13 protein-coding genes and 1 pseudogene are annotated in these 17054 nt (G+C 59.9%); 8 read left to right on the forward strand and 6 right to left on the reverse strand.

Translation table 11 applies throughout. The features are described from left to right. Positions 1-2: 2 nt before the first annotated feature. From G5182_RS06375 to G5182_RS06405, 7 genes and pseudogenes are all read left to right on the forward strand, one after another. Positions 3-2816: a M16 family metallopeptidase gene (locus G5182_RS06375; RefSeq protein ID WP_227341925.1), complete on the forward strand. Its 2814-nt coding sequence runs from the start codon at positions 3-5 to the stop codon at positions 2814-2816. A 61-nt stretch (positions 2817-2877) separates the two neighbouring features. Next, a complete protein-coding gene (gshA, locus tag G5182_RS06380) occupies positions 2878-4476 on the forward strand; it encodes a glutamate--cysteine ligase (RefSeq protein ID WP_227341926.1) in 1599 nt (532 codons plus the stop codon). 120 nt (positions 4477-4596) lie between these two features. Beyond that, positions 4597-5815 (forward strand): annotated as a pseudogene (locus G5182_RS06385) (IS3 family transposase). A gap of 389 nt (positions 5816-6204) precedes the next feature. Beyond that, positions 6205-7923: an acetolactate synthase 3 large subunit gene (locus G5182_RS06390; RefSeq protein WP_421254258.1), complete on the forward strand. Its 1719-nt coding sequence runs from the start codon at positions 6205-6207 to the stop codon at positions 7921-7923. Further along, the gene (gene ilvN / locus G5182_RS06395; protein WP_005311605.1) at positions 7923-8417 is read left to right on the forward strand and encodes an acetolactate synthase small subunit; all 495 of its coding nucleotides are present in this window, start codon (positions 7923-7925) and stop codon (positions 8415-8417) included. Before G5182_RS06390 ends, ilvN begins: the two co-directional genes overlap by 1 nt. Before the next feature lie 104 nt (positions 8418-8521). Beyond that, a complete protein-coding gene (locus G5182_RS06400; RefSeq protein ID WP_421254259.1) occupies positions 8522-9148 on the forward strand; it encodes a LysE family translocator in 627 nt (208 codons plus the stop codon). Between the two features lie 132 nt (positions 9149-9280). After that, entirely contained in the window at positions 9281-10240 is a 960-nt protein-coding gene (locus tag G5182_RS06405; protein ID WP_421254260.1) for a LysR substrate-binding domain-containing protein, read from the forward strand. Between the two features lie 90 nt (positions 10241-10330). Here the strand turns inward: G5182_RS06405 and G5182_RS06410 are convergent, their stop codons facing one another. The 6 genes from G5182_RS06410 to dusB all read right to left on the reverse strand — a co-directional run bounded on the left by G5182_RS06410 (position 10331) and on the right by dusB (position 15317). Next, on the reverse strand, positions 10331-11512 hold the full coding sequence (locus G5182_RS06410) for a M20 metallopeptidase family protein (RefSeq protein WP_270906170.1): 1182 nt from the start codon (positions 11510-11512) through the stop codon (positions 10331-10333). Further along, complete coding sequence (locus G5182_RS06415) at positions 11512-11961, reverse strand: hypothetical protein (protein WP_033114935.1); 450 nt, start codon at positions 11959-11961, stop codon at positions 11512-11514. Before G5182_RS06415 ends, G5182_RS06410 begins: the two co-directional genes overlap by 1 nt. Next, positions 11958-12776 (reverse strand): DUF3100 domain-containing protein, encoded by an 819-nt coding sequence (locus tag G5182_RS06420; RefSeq protein ID WP_005339140.1) that lies wholly within the window; start codon positions 12774-12776, stop codon positions 11958-11960. Before G5182_RS06420 ends, G5182_RS06415 begins: the two co-directional genes overlap by 4 nt. A 258-nt stretch (positions 12777-13034) precedes the next feature. Further along, positions 13035-13916: a DMT family transporter gene (locus G5182_RS06425; protein ID WP_421254261.1), complete on the reverse strand. Its 882-nt coding sequence runs from the start codon at positions 13914-13916 to the stop codon at positions 13035-13037. 112 nt (positions 13917-14028) lie between these two features. Next, on the reverse strand, positions 14029-14325 hold the full coding sequence (gene fis / locus G5182_RS06430) for a DNA-binding transcriptional regulator Fis (RefSeq protein WP_005309538.1): 297 nt from the start codon (positions 14323-14325) through the stop codon (positions 14029-14031). A 26-nt stretch (positions 14326-14351) separates the two neighbouring features. Then, positions 14352-15317, reverse strand: coding sequence for a tRNA dihydrouridine synthase DusB (gene dusB / locus G5182_RS06435; RefSeq protein WP_421254262.1), 966 nt, complete (start codon positions 15315-15317; stop codon positions 14352-14354). 292 nt (positions 15318-15609) lie between these two features. Between dusB and G5182_RS06440 the strand changes: the two genes are divergently transcribed. Continuing rightward, a complete protein-coding gene (locus tag G5182_RS06440; protein WP_216952905.1) occupies positions 15610-17007 on the forward strand; it encodes a TolC family protein in 1398 nt (465 codons plus the stop codon). Positions 17008-17054 lie beyond the last annotated feature (47 nt).

Here is a 17054-nt window from a genome sequence, read left to right on the forward strand (position 1 = left end):
CCGTGAACAAAGTCATACCTTTAACGATTCTGCTGGGCTTCACCCTGCCGGTGCTGGCGGCACCGACCCTGATCGCCGAACAGGGCAAGGAGGAGGGCAAGCTCGCCATCCCCTACCAGATGTACAAGCTGGACAATGGCCTGACCGTGATCCTGGCTCCCGACCGCTCCGATCCGCTGGTGCACCTCGATGTGACCTATCACGTCGGTTCATCCCGCGAGACGGTCGGTAAGTCCGGTTTCGCTCACTTCTTCGAGCACATGATGTTCCAAGGCTCGAAACACGTCGGTGATCAGGAGCATATGCGGATCATCAACGAAGCCGGTGGCGACATGAATGGCACCACCAACAAGGACCGCACCAACTACTACGAAACAGTGCCGGCCAACCAGCTGGAAAAAGTGCTCTGGCTGGAGGCGGATCGGATGGGCTTCCTGCTCGATGCGGTGAGCCAGAAGAAGTTCGAGATCCAGCGCGCCACCGTCAAGAACGAGCGGGCCCAGCGGGTCGATAACCAGCCGTACGGGCTGGTGAGCGAGAAGGTGGGGGAGGCGCTCTATCCGCGTACTCACCCCTACTCCTGGCAGCCTATCGGTTACGTGGAAGATCTCGACCGGGTCGATGTGAACGACCTCAAGCAGTTCTTCCTGCGCTGGTATGGCCCCAACAACGCTACCCTGACTCTGGGCGGCGACTTTGACAGCAAGCAGGCCCTCGAGTGGATCGAGAAGTACTTCGGCTCCATCCCGCGCGGCCCGGACGTGGCCGAGCCGACGCCAAAGCCGGTGACTCTGCCCGAGACCCGCTACGTGACGTTGCAGGACAAGGTACACCTGCCGCTGCTCTATATCAGCTACCCCACCGTATCTCTTGGCGATCCGCAGGAGCCTGCACTCGACATGTTTGCCGACGTGCTGGGTGGTTCCGCCAGCTCCATGCTCTACCAGTCGCTGGTGAAAACCGGCAAGGCGATCGATGTGGGGGCGTCCCACTACTGTGAAGAACTGGCCTGTACCCTGACCGTCTACGCCTATCCCAATCCGTCACAGGATGGCAGCCTCAAGACCCTCAAGGGGGAGGTGGACAAGGTGATCGGCGAGTTCGCCCAGCGCGGCCTCAAACCGGAAGATCTGGAGAAGGCGATCGCCAAGTACCGTGCCTCCGCCATCTGGGGTCTGGATAGCGTCTCCGGCAAGGTGAGCCAGCTCGCCATGGGTCAGGTGTTTGCCCAGGATCCCAACTATGTGTTCAAGACACTGGATGCCATCGGCAAGGTGACACCTGAGCAGGTGAAGGCCGCCTACGACAAGTTCATCGCGGGCAAGCCTGCGGTGGTGCTGAGCGTGGTGCCCAAGGGCAAGACTGAGTGGCAGGTTGCCACCCCGAACTTTACCCCCGCCAAGCGCGAACTGCCGGATTACAGCAAGCATGACGAGGCGCTGGCCGAACGACCGGTAAAAGACAATTTCGATCGCAGCGTGCAGCCCAAGGCGAGCGAGGCGGTGAGCGTCAAGGTGCCCGCCATCTGGCACGGCAAGCTCGACAAGAACATCGAGATCATCGGCACCAAGAGTGACGAGATCCCCGCGGTCTCCATCATGATCGCCCTGCCGGGCGGCATTCGTGCCGAAGATAAGGGGCAGCTTGGACTGGCCAATCTGACCGCCGCCATGATGGGGCAGGGCACGGTGCGCCTGACCGAGGCTCAGCTCAGCGACGAGCTGCAAAAGCTGGGCTCAAGCATTGATGTCTCCAGCGCCCAGTACAACAACCTCATCACCGTCAGCTCGCTGGCGGACAAGTTGCCCCAGACCCTGGCGCTGGTGCGCGAGGTGCTGGAGCGCCCGGGCATGCGGGAGGCGGACTTCGAGCGGGTCAAGGCGCAGCTGCTGCAAGGAATGCAACAGGCCCAGCAGCAGCCCGAGTGGCTGGCCGGGCAGGCGTTCCGCGAGCTGGTCTACGGCAAGCAGAACCGCCTCGGTCAACCTACCGACGGGGTAGCGGCTGATGTGGCCAAGCTGACCCTGGCGGACGTGAAGCACTTCTATCAGGCCTACTACAACTCCACCAATGCCAAAGTGGTGGTGGTCGGTGATGTGGGCCAGAAGCAGATCGAGGAGCAACTTGGCTTTCTGACCGAGTGGAAGGGGGCCACGCCGACTCTGGGGGATCTCAAGCTCAAGGGTGAGCAGGCCAAGCCGGGCATCTATCTGGTCGACAAGCCGGGGGCGCCCCAGTCGGTGATCCGCATCGGCCGTCGCGCCATGCCGTTCGATACCACGGGGGATTACTTCACCGCCGGGCTGATGAACTTCAACCTGGGTGGCAACTTCAACAGCCGCATCAACCTCAACCTGCGGGAAGACAAGGGTTACACCTATGGTGCCAGCTCGGGTTTCTCCGCCAACCGCGAGGTGGGCACCTTCGCCACAGGCGCCAATGTGCGGGCCGATGCGACTGTGGATGCCATCCGCCAGTTCCTCAAGGAGATGGACAACTACCGCAAGAGCGGCCCGACCCCGGTCGAGCTGGCCTATATGCGCAGCGCGGTTTCCCAGCAGGATGCCCTCTCTTACGAGACCTTGGGCCAGAAGGCGGGCTTCCTGCTGCAGATGGTGATGTATGACCTGAAACCGGACTATGTGCAGGCCCAGAACAACCTGATCAAAACGGTGTCGCCCGAGGCGCTCAAGGCCAGTGCCGCCCGTTGGCTCAATCCGGCCGACATGGTGATCGTGGTGGTGGGAGACAAGCAAAAGCTTGAAAAACCCCTGAAGGAGCTTCATCTTCCCATCTATCCGCTGCAGTTGCCGTAACTGACGCTTTATAAAAATCAAGAGCCGCCCCGGATGGGGCGGCCTCACATGAGCCGTGAATATGACTACAACAAGCTTGTCGCTCACCGAGTTGCTGAATGCGTTGGGATCACCGGAGCGCCTCACCGCGCTCAAGGGGATCCGGCGCGGGATCGAACGTGAATGCCTGCGCATCACGCCGGATGGCCGACTCGCCCAGAGTGACCATCCACGGGCGCTGGGCTCGGCCCTGACCCATCCCAATATCACCACCGACTACTCGGAGAGCCTGCTGGAGTTCATCACCCCGGCCACCGACTCCATCGACAGCCTGATGGAGCAGCTCGGCGACATCCATCACCATGTGATTCAGCATCTGGGTGACGAGCGGATTTGGCCGCTCTCCATGCCATGCTTCGTCGGTGGGGAAGAGAGCATCCGGCTGGCCCAGTACGGCAGCTCCAATATCGGCAAGATGAAGACCCTCTACCGTCAGGGATTGAAGAACCGCTACGGCAGCCTGATGCAGGTGATCGCCGGGGTGCACTTCAACTTCTCCATGCCCGACAGCTTCTGGAGCGAGTGGCAGGATCTGGTGTGCGAAGGGTGCTGCAGCCAGCGCTTTATCTCCGACAAGTACATGGGGCTTATTCGCAACGTCTACCGCTTCGGCTGGCTGGTGCCCTATCTGTTCGGCGCCTCCCCGGCCATCTGCGAATCCTTCCTCAAAGGGCGCAAGAGCAACCTGCCGTTCGAGAAGACCGGCAAGGGCACCCTCTATCTGCCTTACGCCACCGCGCTGCGTCTCTCCGATCTCGGTTACACCAACAGCGCCCAGGCTGGGCTCAAGATCAGCCACGACAGCCTGCCAGCCTATGTCAGCAGCCTGCGCCGCGCCATCAACACCCACAATCCCGACTTTGCCAAGATCGGGGTCAAGGTGGATGGGGAGTATCGTCAGCTCAATGACAACGTGTTGCAGCTGGAGAACGAGCTCTACGCTCCAATCCGTCCCAAGCGCACCCCGCGCAGCGGCGAGAAGCCCTCGGATGCGCTGGATCAGCGCGGCATCGAATACATCGAGCTGCGCACCGTGGACGTCAACCCCTTCACCCCGCTCGGTATCGATGCCGACCAGATCCGCTTCTTCGATCTGTTCCTGGTCTGGTGCTTGTTGCGCCCCTCTCCGGTGCTGAGTGACGAGGAGATTGCCCGCAACCGCCGCAACCAGAACAAGGTGGTGCTGGAGGGACGTCGTCCCGGCCTCGAGCTGGAGGACGAGCAGGGTCATGCCATTGGCCTCAAAGAGTACGGCCTCAAGCTGTTCGACGAGCTGGCTCAGGTGGCCGAATTGCTGGATCGCTGCTGCGGCCGTAACCACTATCGCAAAACGCTGGCAATGCACCGTGAGAAGCTGCTCAATCCGGATTTGACCTACTCCGCCCGCATGCTCAAGGAGCTGCTGGAGAGTGGCAAGGATAACGGCTGTTACGGCGACAAGCTGGCGACCCGCTATCGCGAGGAGCTGCTGGCAGGGGAGCTGCAATACTGGGATGAGGCCTACTTTGCCGGTGAGGCGAAGGATTCCCTGGCCAAACAACGGGAGCGCGAGCGCAGCGACAGCCTGTCATTCGATGACTTCCTGGCCGACTACTTCGGTACCAGTACCACCACGGCCTGAAGGCGGGTTCGTTCCAACCCAAGTGCCAGCAAAAAGCCGCTCGAGTGAGCGGCTTTTTTATTTCTCTTGTCCCGTCCTGAATATGGTTTACACCTTTCCCCCCAATAAATGGAGAGCCCGATGGGACAAGGTGTGAAACGGACACAGCGCGATTACTCGCTGACTTTTAAACTGGCACTGGTCGAGCAGATTGAAAAAGGCGAGCTCACCTACAAACAGGCTCAGGTGCGTTATGGCATTCAGGGCCGCTCCACCGTTCTGGTATGGTTGCGTAAACATGGTCGGCAAGATTGGAGCCAGGGGGCTTCTGTACGTGCCGGCAGGAGCATCACCATGCCTGACCCCGACAACCAGACGTCAGAACAGCGTATCAAGGAACTTGAGCAACAGCTGGCGCTGATGAGTCAGAAGGCCCAGTTCTTTGAGGCCGTTGTCGATGTACTGAAGAATGACTACGGCGTCTCTATCGTAAAAAAGCGACCCGGCAAGTCCTCTCGCAGCGGCAAGTCGAAAGGCTGAGCATTGTCAGGGCTTGCCTGTTTCTGGGGATAAGCCGGCAGGCTTACTACAAGCGCAATTGGGTCGCCGACGAGCGCCATGCACAGGGATTGCAGGTGGTGCGCTTCGTGCGTCAGGTTCGACTGCGACAACCTCGGGTGGGCACCCGCAGCTGCATTATCTGCTGCAGGGTCAGGATGATGGCGGGCTCAAGGTCGGGCGGGACAGGCTGTTTCGGATATTGGCCGGGCACCGCCTGCTGGTGCCACCCAGACGGGCGTATCACACGACCACCCACAGTTTTCACCGTTTCTACCGTCATCCCAACTTGCTCAAGGCGGGGCCAGAGCAGGTCACGCCGGTGGCCCCGGAGCAGGTCTGGGTCGCTGATATCACCTATCTGCCAGCCAGGAGCGGGCCGCTGTACCTGAGCCTGGTGACGGATGCGTACTCACGCAAGATAGTGGGCCATCACGTGCACGAAGGGATGCACGCCGAGTCGGTGGCGATGGCGTTCAAGAAAGCGCTGAAGCAACGGCGTGGCAGCGGTGAACTCATCCATCACTCGGACCGCGGCGTGCAGTATTGCTCGGGGCTGTATCAGTCATTACATGAACGGTACGGGGTGAAATGCTCGATGACGGATGGGTATGACTGTTACCAGAATGCGTTGGCGGAGCGGGTGAACGGGATTTTGAAAGGAGAGTTATTGTTGCAAAGCCCGCAGGATTTGGCGCAAGCGCGGGAGATGGTGCGTGAGGCAGTGGATATTTACAACGCGGAGCGGCCGCATCATGCGTTGAAATACAGAACCCCCGATGCGGTACATAGAGGGTTTTGAGTAGAAAAATGCTAGTTGAAAATGTGTAAACCTATTTCAGGACTAGACATGTTTTTCCCCTCAGCGGAATGATCCGCTGGCCATTCCCCGACTTCCTTCCCTTTTGTCTCATGGTCGCTGCGGCAAGTCATTGAATGTTAATAGCCGGTTGAAATGTATGACTGTTCTGGTCAGATAAAGCCGTGGACAAGCGTTATGAAGCGGGTTAAGTTGGTTTTTCACCCTATTTTCGGGTGAATGACGGAAAAATCCTTTTTTTCTACTGTCGACGGGGCTGAATTGGACCGATCTGCATTCAGATAACAACAAGAAACGGATCGGGCTGTGCCGGGAAGCACGGCATCGTCGGCGGGATTCGCTAAACGGAGCAAAGCCTGGAGGGCTTTATCATGGAGATGTTATCAGGCGCCCAGATGGTGGTTAGAGCGCTGGAAGATCAGGGAGTTGAGCACGTCTTCGGCTACCCTGGTGGCTCAGTGCTCGACATCTATGACGCTCTCTTCGAAAACGGCAAGATGGAGCATGTCTTGGTGCGGCACGAGCAAGCCGCGGTTCACATGGCTGACGGTTACGCCCGTTCCACCGGCAAGGTGGGGACAGTGCTGGTAACGTCAGGCCCGGGAGCGACCAACTGCATTACCGGTATTGCCACCGCCTATATGGATTCCATTCCGCTGGTGATCCTCTCCGGCCAGGTGCCGACCAGCATGATCGGTGAGGATGCGTTCCAGGAGACCGACATGATCGGTATCTCCCGCCCGGTGGTGAAGCACAGCTTCCTGTGCAAGAAGGCGAGCGATATCCCTGAGGCCATCAAGAAGGCCTACTACATTGCAGCCAGCGGCCGCCCGGGGCCGGTGGTGGTGGATCTGCCCAAAGATGTGCAGAACCCGAAAGAAAAATTCCCCTACCAGTATCCCGAGACGGTCTCCCTGCGCTCCTACAACCCGACCAAATCCGGTCACAAGGGCCAGATCAAGCGGGCTGCCAAGCTGCTGGTAGAAGCCCAGCGCCCGGTGATGTACGTGGGCGGCGGCGCTATCAACGCCAATGCGGACCATCTGGTGACCAAGCTGGCGGAGCTGCTGAACCTGCCGGTGACCACCACCCTGATGGGGCTGGGGGCTTTCTCCGGTGTCCATCCGCAATTTATCGGCATGCTGGGGATGCACGGCACCTTCGAAGCCAACAAGACCATGCACAACGCGGATCTCATCTTTGCCGTGGGTGCCCGCTTCGATGACCGCGTCACCAACAACGTGGCCAAGTTCTGCCCCAATGCGACCGTGGTCCATATCGATATCGACCCCACCTCCATCTCCAAGACGGTGCAGGCCCATGTGCCTATCGTCGGCTCGGTGGAAACCGTGCTGGAGCAGATGCTGGAAGTGATCCGCGAGTGTGGCTTCGATAACGACAAGGAGGCGCTGGCGGACTGGTGGAACCAGATCAATCAGTGGCGCTCCCGTCACTGTCTAGCCTACGAAAAATCGTCCACCCAGATCAAGCCGCAACAGGTGATCGAGACCCTCTACAAAGTGACTCAGGGTCAGGCGTTCGTTGCCTCCGACGTGGGCCAGCACCAGATGTTTGCTGCCCTCTACTACCCGTTTGCCAAACCGCGCCAGTGGATCAACTCAGGGGGCCTCGGCACTATGGGCTTCGGCATTCCGGCCGCCATGGGGGCCCAGTTTGCCAACCCTGATTCGGTGGTCTGCTGCGTCACCGGCGATGGCTCGGTGCAGATGAACATTCAGGAGCTCTCCACCTGCATGCAGTACGGAGTGCCCATCAAGATCATCTCCATCAACAACCGTGCGCTGGGCATGGTCAAGCAGTGGCAGAAGATGTTCTACGGCGGTCGTCACAGCCACTCCTACATGGAGTCCCTGCCAGACTTCGTCAAACTGGCGGAAGCCTACGGCCACGTCGGTATCGCGGTGAGCGATCCGGCCGAGCTGGAGAGCGCCATGGAGAAAGCCTTCGCCATGAAGGATCGGCTGGTGTTCATGGATATCTCGGTCGACCCGGATGAGCACGTCTATCCGATGCAGATCAAGTTTGGTGCCATGGACGAGATGTGGCTGAGCAAGACGGAGAGAACCTGATGAGACATATAATTTCCGTTCTGCTGGAGAACGAATCTGGCGCCCTGAGCCGGGTGGTGGGCCTCTTCTCCCAGCGCGGCTACAACATCGAGACCCTGACGGTGGCGCCCACTGAGGATCCCACCCTGTCACGCATGACCATAGTCACCATGGGTGACGAGCGGGTACTGGAACAGATCCAGAAGCAACTGCACAAGCTGGTGGATGTGCTCAAGGTGTGCGACTTGAGCGAAGGGGAGCATATCGAGCGGGAGATTGCGCTGGTCAAGGCGCGCGCCGCCGGTGGAGCCCGTGACGAGCTGAAACGGCTGGCGGATATCTTCCGTGGCCAGATCGTCGACGTCACCCCCGAGCAGTACACGGTACAGCTGGTGGGCACCAGCGAGAAGCTGGATGCCTTTATCAAGACTGCCGCCCAGACCAACGAGATCATCGAAGTGGTGCGCTCCGGCGTCTGCGGTATCTCCCGGGCGGACAAGGCGCTGCGGCCCTGATGGCTGGCGGGGCAGCTGATGATGCGTCAGCTGCCGCAGAGTGAAAGGAAAGAGGGCTCTGCGGAGCCCTTTTTGTTTGGTTTTTCTTTACGAGGGGAGGGGTGATGTTCGGTATTCATGATCTTGCACTGTTTATGGTCTCGGGGCTGCTGCTCAATATCATGCCGGGGCCCGACTCCCTGCTGGTTATGCTGCGCAGCGGTTCGCAAGGGTGGCGTGCCGGTTCGGTCGCGACCCTTGGCATCGGCACCGGTGTCATGGTGCATGTGTTGGCGGCGGCCCTCGGTCTGTCGGCCCTGCTCAGTGCCTCGGCCGAGCTGTTTGCCCTTATCAAGCTGGCTGGCGCCATCTACCTGATCTATCTGGGGGTCTCCCTGCTGCGCCAGCAAACGACGGGTTCCATGGAGAGAGGGGCCACCCTGCCCGCCCTCTCCTATGGCCAGATTTACCGGCAGGGTGTGCTGACCAATGTGCTCAACCCCAAGGTGGCGCTCTTTTTCCTCGCCTTCGTACCCCAGTTCATCGCACCGGATGCCCCCGACAAGGCGCTCGCCTTTATTCTGCTTGGCTGCATCTTCAATCTGGGCGGCATCATCTGGTGTCACCTGCTGGTCTTTACCACCGTCTATGCCAGCCACAAGGTACGGTTGTCGCAGCGTCTCGGTCGCTGGCTCAACCGGGGCATCGGCACCCTGTTTGTCGGGCTCGGGATCAAGCTCGCCAGCGACTAGCTCGCCGCTTTCTGACCTGAGGCAGATTATCGTGCAGCGCTGTGGTATGGTCGGCTGTTAGCTGCGGGTCTCTCCCGCGCTCTCTTATAAACGCCAGCATTGCTGGCCGCAGCAGCGAGATCCCTTGCCCAGATGAACATCGCCCGGCTCAAGAACTTTACCGAGATCGTGAAGAACAACTTCAACATCTCGGCGACGGCGGAGAAGCTCTACACCTCCCAGCCCACCCTCAGCAAGCAGATGAAGATGCTGGAAGATGAGCTGGGGCTCGCCCTCTTTACCCGCAAGGGGAAGAATCTGGTCGGCTTGACCAGCGCAGGCGAGAAGGTGATGGAGCTGGCCAAGGGGGTGGTGGCGCAGGTGGATCAGATCAACCAGCTGTCGCTGGGGGAGCAACTGGCTACCAGCGGGGTGCTGCGTATCGCCACCACCCACACCCAGGCGCGCTACAAGCTGCCAGCGGTGATCACCGAGTTCAGCCGTCGCTACCCTGACGTGGCGATCCAGCTCCATCAGGGGGCGCCTGCCCAACTGGCCCAGATGGTGCAAAGCGGCGATGTGGATATGGCGATCGCCACCGAGTCCATGTACCTGTTCGACGAGCTGGCCGCCGTCCCCTGCTATCGCTGGGGACGCAGCGTGGTGGTGCCCCACGGTCATCCGCTGATCGACTGTCAGCCGCTCTCGATGGCCGATCTGGCCCGCTATCCCCTCATCACCTATGTATTCGGCTTTACCGGCCGCTCCAAGATGGACAAGGCCTTCAGCCGCCACGGCCTCTCGCCGAAAACCGTGCTGACCGCCACCGATACCGATGTGATCAAGCACTACGTCCGGCTCGGGATGGGGGTCGGGGTGATTGCCAGCGTGGCCTTCGACGAGGGGGATCGGGAGGATCTGGTGAGCCTCAACATCGACCACCTGATCGCCTCGAGCGCTACCCATATCTGCCTGCGCAAGCATGCCCACCTGCGCGACTATATGTACGACTTTATCCACCTCTACGCCCCCCATATCAGCCGGGAAACGGTGCAACTGCACCTAATCAACCAGCCTCCCGCCGCCAATATGGTGGAGTTGCCGTGGCTCTAGCCGCGGGTTGTTTGTCGTACACAGAGCAAAAATACAGAGACAAAAAAAGAGAGGCCTTGGCCTCTCTTCTGGTTTTATCGGTATGCGGGATTAAGCGCTGCGGGTCGCCAGATTGATAAAGATCTGGGCTCCGACCAGCAGGCAGTCGTCATCGAGGTAGTAGGGGTTTGCATGCAGGTAGTTGCAGATCCCCTTGGCCTGACAGCCGCTGCCGAGGAAGAACATGGCCCCCTTGCGGCTACGGCAGGCGTTGACCATGTAGCTGAAATCCTCGCTGCCGGTCATCGGCTGACCCTGAGCGTTGATCCCCTCGGAGGGCAATACGTCGGCGGCCGCTTGCAGCAGACGGGCGCAGGCATCGGCGTGGTTCTCGACCGCCGGATACCCGGCATAGACCATTTTGGTCTTGAAGCCGCGAAGTTCGCTCTGGGCCACGATCTCCTTGAAGCTGTTCTTCAGGATCTGGTCGGTCTCGGCATCCATGGCACGGATGGTGCCGCGCGCCTGCACATGGTCGGCGATGGCGTTGGGGATGGTGCCGCCGTTGATCATGCCGCAGCCAAATACCGCCGGGCTGAACGGGCTGGTGCGCTTGGCGACGATGTAGTCCATATCCTCGATGATCCGCACCGCTTCGCGGATGGCATCCAGCCCCTTGTGGGGGGTGGATCCGTGGGCGGAGATACCGTGCACATCCAGCGTCCAGGCTGAGCCCCAGGAGGACATGACACCGTGGTTGAACTTGATGGTGCCGGTCTCCATGGCGCCGTCGTTATGGAGGGCATAGACCTCGTCCACCCCCTTCATGCAGCCCAGTTCCACCATCTTCTCGGCGCCCGGCACCCGCATGTCCTCTTCCGCCATCTGGAAGATAAAGCGGACGTTGTACTGCAGGCGCGATCTGTTGGCGGCCAGAAACTTGGCTGCGGTCAGGGCGATCGCCATATGGGAGTCGTGACCACAGTTGTGAGCCATTCCCTCGTGGGTTGACTTGAACGCAACGTCGCTCATGTCATGCATCTCGAGGCCATCCATGTCGGCACGGAAGGCGATGGTCGGCAGCACAGGGTCAACCACCAGATCGCCGTGGAAACCGGTGAAGCCCGGGTAGTCGGTGAGACGGTAGCCAAAGCCTGCCATCAGCTCGCGGCAGTAGGCCGAGGTCTTGAACTCGACGCCGGAGGCTTCCGGAATGGTGTGCAGATGGTGGCGCACTTCCTGACTGAAGTCGCGCAGGGCCAGCAGGGCCGGTTCAATGTGGATGTTGTTCATCAGATGATCCCTTGAATGGAGAAGCCGAGTTGGGCCACCAGCGAGGCGCCGAAGAAGCAGCAGGTGGAGACGATCATGAAGATCAGGATCACTTTCCAGGACATCTTCTTCAGCTCTTCCAGCTGACCGCCCACCGAGAGACCGGCGAAGGCCAGCAGCGGTACGCAGCAGGAGAGGAAGGAGATCTTGGCAACGGCGTCGATAAAGAGACCGCGCACCGGGGTCTCCGGCAGGCAGATCAGAATGCCGATGATGGTGGCATAGGCAAATGCCGGCAGGGAGGAGGGCAGGTAGCGCTTGGCAATCAGCGAGGCGAACACCACCAGTGACATGGCGATAAAGCTGTCACCCATCAGCCAGAGCGGAGTGCCGGTGGTCAGGGTCTGGGTAAACATGGCCAGCAGGATCGCCAGAAAGACGAACCGCATATCCATTACGATGCTTTTCATGCTTTCTCTCCTTTGGCAGTCAGGGCATAGATTTTTTCAGCGAGCGGCAGACCCAGATAGGTGAGGGAGAGAGCGCCGAGGGCAGATGAGAGCAGGTTCGAGGCTGCCGCGATGCTCAGCACCTGCTGAGCCAGTGCTTCGTCGAGACCGTTGATCAGGGCGCCTGAGGCGGCGCTCAGCATGGAGCCTGAGCCCACACCAGAGCCGGCAGCCAGTGCCAGCGGGTGCAGACCGGTGAGCGGGGCGATGCTGCCCAGTACGCTGAACCAGAGGGTGCCGATAACGGAGCCGCACAGGTAGATGGCCAGCACGCCGATGTACTCCTGAGAGCCGGTGCCGAACTTGCCCTGAATCACCGCAACGGACGGCTCACGGCTGATGGAGGAGCAGGCCCCGATGGCGCGGCGGCCAAAGCCGAACTTCACCGCCAGCGGGATGGCGATCAGGATCGGCAGCAGGTTGCCAATCTCCTGCAGGAACAGCGGCACGCCGACGCTCAGGATCATCTTCAGGTTGGGGATGATCATCCCCGCATACTGGGTGCCCAGGATCAGCAGGCTGAAGCCCACCATCTTGCCGCAGAAGCCCTCTTCTTTTTCGGTGAAGAGCTGTTTCCAGCCGGGGATGCGATCCTTGACCGGTTTGGCGGAGACAATCATGCCGATGATGACGGCAAAGAGCATCGGCAGGATCGGGATGATGGCAATGCCGATCTTGATCTCCTGTTTACCTATCAGGTACTGGGCCACAAAGATCAGCATGGCGGTTGCCAATATGCTGACCGTGACCGTCTTGAGGGGGCTGGTTTGCTGCATAGTCTTTTCTCTTGTTATTCCCATGTGTGGCCATCGTCAGGATTGTCCAGACCGATGATGGGGGCATGATAGGGAGGGTCGCGGGGGAGGAATGTGACCTTTATCAAGCTGGCCATATGGCATTTTTTCATGGGGTATGCCCTTTAACCCTCTGGATACCAAGGGTTAAATGTCGTTAACAGAGCGTCAGCATTGGCAGGACAAGATAAGCAAACAGGAGGGAAATGGTGACACCGCCCTGCAGGGCGGTGACGCGTATCAGACGGGCGTTTTGAGGCGGGCACTGCGCAGCAGCAGGGGCAGTTGGTAGAGCACCAGGGCGCCGAGCACCAGTCCGGCTCCGGCCAGTTTGGCGCCGCCGAGGGGTTCGCTATAGAAGAGGGTGCTCAGGAGCAGAGTCCAGACCGGTTCCAGCAGCATCATCAGGGCGGCGTGGGCGGTAGTCATCTTGCTCAATGCGTGGGTGAGCAGCCAGTAGCGCAATGTGGTGGCGATCAAGACGCTCGCTGCAAACCAGCCCCAGATGCCGTGGCTGACTCCAGCCTCTGGCCACTGCTCGGTCAGCAGGGAGAGCAGGGTGCCGAGCAGGCCGGTCATCGCCAGCTGGATACAGGTGAGCCAGGTAGGGGCAATGGATTGGGCGAAGTGGCGATGGACGGCAAGCTGGATGCCGAGAGTGGTGGCCGCCGCCAGAAACCAGAGCAGCGAGAGCGACACGCCCCAGTGGGTACTGCTGGAGAGCAGCAGCAAACCGGCGATGGCGATGGGCAGTGTGAGCCAGTAGTGGCGGCCGGGCTTGGCCCGAAAGGCTCCCCATGCGGCCAGCGGGGCCATCAGGGTAGCGACGCTCATGATAAAGGCGCCGCTGCCGAGCGCATCGCTCTGGCTGATGGCGGTGACCCACAGTAGCAGGCTGGCACCGAGCAATGTGCCGCAACCGGCTGCGCGCACCAGTTGGGCTCGGGTTGGTGGTAGCTCGCGCAACCAGGCCAAGGGGAGCAAAAGCAGGGCTGCCAGCAGAAAGCGGCTGCCGATAAAGGCGGCAGGGGGCAGTTCGCGGATCGCCTCTTTCGAGAAGAGCCAGCCGGCAGCGGCCAGCAGGGTGACCAGTACCATCAGCAGCAGGGGAGTGCGGTTCATCGGGGTCGTCATGGTGAAATGGAGGGGAGAGCATAAAGGAAAGGCGCCAGGTATTGCTACCTGGCGCCTTTCGCATCTGCCTTGAACCGCCGTCGCGGCTCGCGGCCAGCAATCAGTTCATGCCGTAACGCTTGAGCTTCTTGCGCAGGGTGCCACGGTTGATACCCATCATCACGGCAGCGCGAGTCTGGTTACCACGGGTGTACTGCATGATCACGTCCAGCATCGGCGCTTCGACTTCGGAGAGAACCATATCGTACAGATCAATCACTTCCTGACCGTTCAACTGGGCCAGGTAGTTACGCAGGGCCTGTTGCACAGAGTCACGCAGGGGGCGCTGGGTCGGCTCGGCAGCGTGATTGTGAGTAGTTGTTACCAATGCATCAGAAGTCAGGGTTTGTTCGAACATATTCGGTCGGCTCTTTAGTTATCTTGTTAACCTAATCCATCGAAATACGCTTCGAGTGCCTCAAGTTGCGCGTCTGCGCAATCCAGGGCATTGAAGTGCTTACGGAATTCTCGGCCCGTCTCTTCTTCATCCAGATACCAGCCCACGTGTTTACGGGCTATGCGCGCTCCCAGATATGCACCATAAAACCGGTGCAGGTTGGTTACATGCTCGTTCATCAGGGTGCGAACCTCTTCCCTATCGGGAGGCGGCAGCTTGGTGCCCGTCTCAAGAAAATGACGGATTTCCCGGAAAATCCAGGGTCGTCCTTGCGCAGCTCGGCCGATCATCACGGCGTCGACACCGGTATAGTCGAGGACATACCGGGCTTTCTCCGGGCTGTTGATGTCACCATTGGCGACAACAGGAATCGATACGGCCTGCTTAATCGCCCTGATCGTGTCGTACTCCGCTTCGCCCTTGTAGAGGCAGGCACGGGTACGACCATGCACGGCAAGGGCCGCGATACCGCAATCTTCGGCGATTCGGGCGATCTCCACGCCATTGCGGTTATCCGGATCCCATCCTGTGCGGATCTTCAAGGTGACAGGCACCTCCACTGCATCCACCACGGCCCGGCAAATTGCTTTGACCTGATCGGGGGCACGCAGCAGGGCAGAACCTGCCAACTTCTTATTCACTTTTTTTGCCGGACATCCCATGTTGATGTCGACGATCTGTGCGCCCTGCTCCACGTTGTAGCGGGCAGCAAACGCCATCATCTCGGGGTCGGCTCCGGCAATCTGGACCGAACGCAATCCGCCTTCTGCAGAGTGATCCATCCTCATCCGGGTTTTCTGGGTATCCCAGACATCCGGGTTGGCCAGCAGCATCTCGGAAACGGCCATGCCAGCCCCCAATCGCAAACAAAGTTCACGGAATGGTCGGTCAGTTACACCGGCCATGGGAGCCACAATCAAGGGAGTTTCAAGCGTGTGGGGACCTATCTGCATTCCACGGTTACCATCGGCTTAGGGCGGCGTATATTACGCATTTTTTAGGCAGGAGAAAAGGTTAGTATTTGAGCGTCAGCCATTTTTTTCTGAAAAAAACGTCGCGCCAAGGCTTGCAAATTCTGGAGTTATTGAAAAACGGCCAGATTGCCGGAGACTGATCGCTGTACCATTCGGGTCGGACGCCTGCATAATTGTCAGTCCACTTGCAGGCCCGCTTTGCGTTATGATGGCGGGCTTAAGTCGAGCAAATGCTCCAAACATTTATGCAACAAAAGCGGATTGGGGATCTATGACGTCAAGGTTCATTAAATCACTCTGGCCGTGTCTGCTGGGGGCCGTGCTGGGGTCGGCGCAGGCGCAAACCATCAGTTTCGGCGAAGCCTGGACCCGGGTCATCCAGCAGGATGAAGGGCTGGCTGCCGAGCAGGCCGGGGTCGATCGGGCCAAGCAGTTGCGCGAGGCGGCCAAGGACATGTATCTGCCCAAGGTGGATCTGGGGGCCAGCTATACCCATCTTGATCAGCCGATTGAACTTGATGCCCTCGATCTCAATCCGCTGGCCAAGCAGAAAGATCTGATCCTGGCACTCGGCAGCCTGTTCGGGGTCGGGGCCAACGCATTTGTCACCCCCCTGACCAAACAGAATGTGGTGACCAGCTCGGTCAAGATGCTCTGGCCGCTGTTTGCCGGTGGTCGCATCGATGCGGCGCAGGAGATCCGCCAAGCGCAGGTGAGCGAGGCGCAGCAGCTGCTGGTGCTCAAGCAGCAATCCACCTTCGAGAGCCTCTCCCAGACCTATTTCGGCGTGGTGCTGGCTGCTCAGGTGGTGCAGACCAAACAGGAGATCGAAGAGGGGCTGGCCCACCATCTGGATCACGCCAAGAAGCTCGAAGCGCAGGGCCAGATCGCCAGGGTGGAGCGCCTCTCCGCCCAGTCGGCCTATGACAGAGCGCGCATCGATACCCAGAAGGCGCGTCGCAGCCTCGAGATCGCCGAGCTGGCCCTCGGCCGCATGCTGAAGTTGCCAAATGCCCAGCCGGGCAGCGGCCTGTTCGTCAACAAGGATCTGCCGCGCCTCGAGGGGTTGGTGAGCCAGACCCTGGAGGTGCACCCCGGTCTCAAGTTGCTCAGTGCCAAGAAGGAGCAGGCCAAGGGGATGATCCGGGTCGAGCAGGGCAAATATGCCCCCGAGGTGTTCCTGTTCGGTAACTACAACCTCTATGAAGATGATTCGATAGCTTCCAAGACCGCGCCGGACTGGCTGGTGGGGGTGGGTGTCAGCATGCCGTTGGTGAGCCGCGATGGCCGCTCCGAGACGGTGCAGGCAGCCAAGAGTGCCGAGCTGCAAGTCAATCTGCTGCAGGCCAAGACCCGTCAGGATCTGGAGTTGCTGGTAGAGAAGACCTGGCGCGAAGCGGCGCAGGGGCTGGAGGAGTATCAATCCCTCTCTTCCACTCAGGCGTTGGCAGAGGAGAACGTGCTACTGCGGGACAAGGCCTTCGGGCAAGGACTTTCTACCTCCCTTGATGTGGTGGATGCCCAAAACCAGCTGGCGGGGGTGAAGACCCAGCGCGCAGCGGCGGCCTATCAATATGTGGTGTCGCTGGCCCGTCTGCTGGCGCTCTCCGGCCAGATGAACAGTTTCAATCAATATCAGCATGGTCAGGTGATCGAGGTGAACTCATGATCCCGGTCCTGTCTGTTCCTTTTTTCATGTCTTTTCCGACCGTCAAG

This window comes from Aeromonas sp. 600948 (assembly GCF_049174875.1).
GTDB classification, from domain to species: domain Bacteria; phylum Pseudomonadota; class Gammaproteobacteria; order Enterobacterales; family Aeromonadaceae; genus Aeromonas; species Aeromonas veronii_A.